1 protein-coding gene is annotated in these 3,985 nt (G+C 72.0%); it reads left to right on the forward strand.

Annotated features, from left to right (window positions below):
* Positions 1-33 precede the first annotated feature (33 nt).
* The coding region (locus ABD52_RS36675) for a type I polyketide synthase (RefSeq protein ID WP_152748375.1) at positions 34-3,985 on the forward strand (3,952 nt) is incomplete at its 3' end.

Consider the following 3,985-nt stretch of genomic DNA (forward strand, 5'->3'; position numbering starts at 1 on the left):
GGGGAGCAGTTGAGTCGGCGTGGTTTGCCGGGGATGGCTCCGGAGTTGGCGGTGGTGGCGTTGCAGGGGGTGTTGGATGGTGGTGAGGGGCAGGTGGTGGTGGCGGATGTGCGGTGGGATCGGTTTGTGCCGTCGTTCACGGCGTTGCGTCCGTCGCGTCTGTTCGCCGACATCCCCGAGGCACAGGCGGCGATCGAGGCGGCGTCCCGAGCCGAGACCGGCCCCACCGACCGGGCCTCCGCACTGCGCGAGCGGCTCGCGGCCCTGACGCCGCCGGAGGTCGAGGCGTCCCTCCTGGACCTCGTACGCTCCCAGGTCGCCACGGTGCTCGGCCACGCCACCGTGGAGGCGGTGCGGCCGGACCGGGCGTTCCAGCGTCTCGGCTTCGACTCGCTCACCGCCGTCGAGCTGCGCAACCGGCTGACCGCCGAGACGGGCCTCGCGTTGCCCTCCACCCTCGTCTTCGACCACCCGACGCCGGCCGCCCTGGTCGCCTTCATCCGGGAGACCGTGCTCGGAGCATCGGGCGACGCGCCGGCCGACCGCAGGGTCGCCACCGTCGACGACGACCCGATCGTGATCGTCGGCATGGGCTGCCGCCTCCCGGGTGGCGTCGCGTCCCCGGAAGAACTGTGGCAACTGCTCGCCACGGGACGCGACGGCATCTCCGAGTTCCCCCTCGACCGGGGCTGGGACAGCTTCCTCAGCAGCGGCCTGTCCGACACGTCCTTCGCCCGCAGGGGCGGCTTCGTCTACGACGCCGGCGAGTTCGACGCCGAGTTCTTCGGCATCTCGCCGCGGGAGGCGCTCGCCATGGACCCGCAGCAGCGGCTGCTGCTGGAGACCTCGTGGGAGGCCGTCGAGTCGGCGGGCATCGACCCGACCACCCTGCGGGGCGGCGCGGTCGGCGTCTTCGCCGGGGCCAGCTTCCAGGGGTACGCCAGCGGGTCGGTCGGTCGGGCCCAGGAGGTCGGCGGCCACCTGCTCACCGGCAACGCGACAAGCGTGTTGTCGGGCCGGGTGGCGTACTCGTTCGGTTTCGAGGGCCCGGCCGTGACTGTGGACACGGCGTGTTCGTCGTCGCTTGTGGCGTTGCACCTGGCGGCGCAGGCGCTGCGGTCCGGCGAGTGCGACCTCGCGCTGGCCGGCGGCGTCACCGTGATGGCCTCACCGGGCACGTTCGCCGAGTTCTCGATCCAGGGCGGCCTGTCCGCCGACGGCCGCTGCAAGTCGTTCTCCGACGCTGCGGACGGCACGGGCTGGTCCGAGGGTGTCGGCGTGCTGCTGGTGCAGCGGCTGTCGGACGCGCAACGTGACGGGCGTCGGGTGTTGGCGGTGGTACGGGGCACGGCGGTGAACCAGGACGGTGCGTCGAACGGGTTGACGGCGCCGAACGGTCCGTCGCAGCAGCGGGTGATCCGGCAGGCTCTGGCGTTTGCGGGTTTGTCGGCGGCTGATGTGGATGTGGTGGAGGCGCACGGTACGGGTACGTCGTTGGGTGATCCGATCGAGGCTCAGGCGTTGTTGGCGACGTATGGGCAGGGTCGGGATGTGCCGTTGTTGTTGGGGTCGGTGAAGTCGAACATCGGTCATACCCAGGCTGCCGCCGGGGTGGCCGGCATCATCAAGATGATTTTGGCGATGCGGCATGGTGTGGTGCCGGCGTCTTTGCACGTGGATGTGCCGTCGTCGCATGTGGACTGGTCGTCGGGTGCGGTGGAGTTGGTGACGGCCTCGCGTGAGTGGCCGGGCGTTGGGCGTCCCCGGCGTGCGGGTGTGTCGTCGTTCGGGATCTCGGGCACGAACGCGCACGTGATCATCGAGCAGCCGGAGCCGGAGTCCGCTCCGGCATCGGTCGCGCCCGTCGCACCGGTCGGGGTGCCGGTGCCGTGGGTGGTGTCGGGTCGTTCGGAGCGGGGTCTGGTGGGTCAGGCGGCGCGGTTGGCGTCGTTCGTGCGCGATCGTGGTCTGTCGCCGGTGGACGTGTCGTGGTCGTTGGCGACGACCCGTGCCGCGTTGGAGCATCGCGCGGTGGTGTGGGGCTCGGACGTGGACGAGCTGGCGGCGGGTCTGTCGGCGGTGGCCGAGGGTCGGTTGTCGGGTGTGGTGTCGGCGGGTCGTCGGGCGGTGTTGTTCACGGGTCAGGGTTCGCAGCGTGTGGGTATGGGTCGGGAGCTGTACGAGACGTTTCCGGTGTTCGCGGCGTCGTTCGACGAGGTGTGCGCGGAGATCGATCCGCGCCTGCCGCGTGCGTTGCGCGAGGTGGTGTTCGCGGAGACGGGTTCGGAGACTGCGGCTCTGTTGGATCAGACCGTGTTCGCGCAGGCGGGCCTGTTCGCAATCGAGGTGGCGTTGTGGGAGTTGCTCGCGTCGTGGGGTGTGCGGGCGGACTACCTGGCGGGTCACTCGATCGGTGAGGTGACGGCGGCGTACGTGTCCGGGGTGTTGTCGTTGGCGGATGCGTGCACGTTGGTGGCGGCGCGGGGCCGGTTGATGCAGGCCCTGCCCAGCGGCGGTGTGATGGCAGCGGTGGGCGCGTCGGAGGAGGCTGTCGCCGAGTTGATCGGCGTGACCGGCGCGGCGGTGGACGTGGCGGCGGTGAACGGTCCGGAGTCGGTGGTGGTGTCGGGTGCCGTCGGCGAGGTGGCCTCGGTGGTGGCGGCCTCGCGTGAGCGGGGTTGGCGGGTCAAGGAACTGGCGGTCAGTCACGCATTCCACTCGCGGTTGATGGAGCCGATGCTGGAGGAGTTCGCGTCGGTGGTGGCGGGGCTGGACTGGCGGGTGCCGAGGATCCCGATCGTGTCGAACGTGACCGGCGCGGTGGCGGACGCCGTAGAGATCACCGAGCCCGGCTACTGGGTGCGGCACGTGCGGCAGCCGGTGCGCTTCGCCGACGGTGTGGCGGCATTGCGGGCACAGGGAGTGGACACCTTCCTGGAGGTCGGCCCGGACGCGGTCCTCACCGCCATGGCCGCCGAGGCGGACACGGCCGACGACGTGCGGTACGTCGCCACGCTGCGCCGCAGCCAGCCCGACGTCGCCACCCTCACCAGTGCCGCCGGGCAGCTCTGGGCCGCCGGCGTGGCCGTCGACTGGGCGGCGTACCTCGGCCAGACCGGCACCCGGCCGCGCGCGGTGGAACTGCCCACCTACGCCTTCGACCGGCAGCGCTACTGGCTGGAGGACCCCCAGCCCGGCTCGGCTCCGGAGCGGGCCGACGCCCCGTCCGACGAGGAGTTCTGGGCGGCGGTCGAGTCCGGGGACCTCGGCGTGCTGGACGAGGATCTCGCCGTGGGCGCGGACGAGCCGTCCACGGCGCTGCTGCCCAAGCTCGCCCGGTGGCGGCGGGCGACGCAGCAGCGGGCGGTCGTCGACTCCTGGCGGTACCGGGCGACGTGGCGTACGGCCGCCGTGCCGGACTCCGCGACGTTGGCGGGAACCTGGCTGCTGCTGATGGCGCCCGGGCAGGAGGACCACCCAGTGGCCGCGGCGCTGGCTGCCCGGGCCGACCGGGCGGTCCCGGTGCTGGTCCCGGCCGGCGCCGACCGCGACCGGGTGGCGCGGCTGCTGCTGGAGGCGATGAGATCCGACGCCCGGGACGCCCACGTGGTGTCCCTGCTGTCGCTGGCCGAGCCGCGGGAGGCGTCCCCGGTTCCGGCCGCCGCCGAGGTGTCGACGGCGCTGGCCGTGGTGCAGGCGCTGACCGACGTCGGTGGGTCGGGCCGGTTGTGGTGGCTGACGCGCGGGGCGGTGTCGGTCGGCGGCTCGGACGAGCTGGCGGATGTCGCGGGTTCTGCGGTGTGGGGTTTGGGTCGGGTGGTGGGTTTGGAGGTGCCGTTGCGGTGGGGTGGTTTGGTGGATTTGCCGGGTGTGTTGGGTGGTGGTGTGTGGGGTCGGTTGTGTGGGGTGTTGTCGTCGGGGGTTGAGGATCAGGTGGCGTTGCGGTCGTCGGGTGTGTTTGTGCGGCGGTTGGTGCGTGCGGGCT

The organism is Micromonospora sp. RV43, assembly GCF_001029515.1.
In the GTDB taxonomy this organism is placed as follows: domain Bacteria; phylum Actinomycetota; class Actinomycetes; order Mycobacteriales; family Micromonosporaceae; genus Micromonospora; species Micromonospora aurantiaca.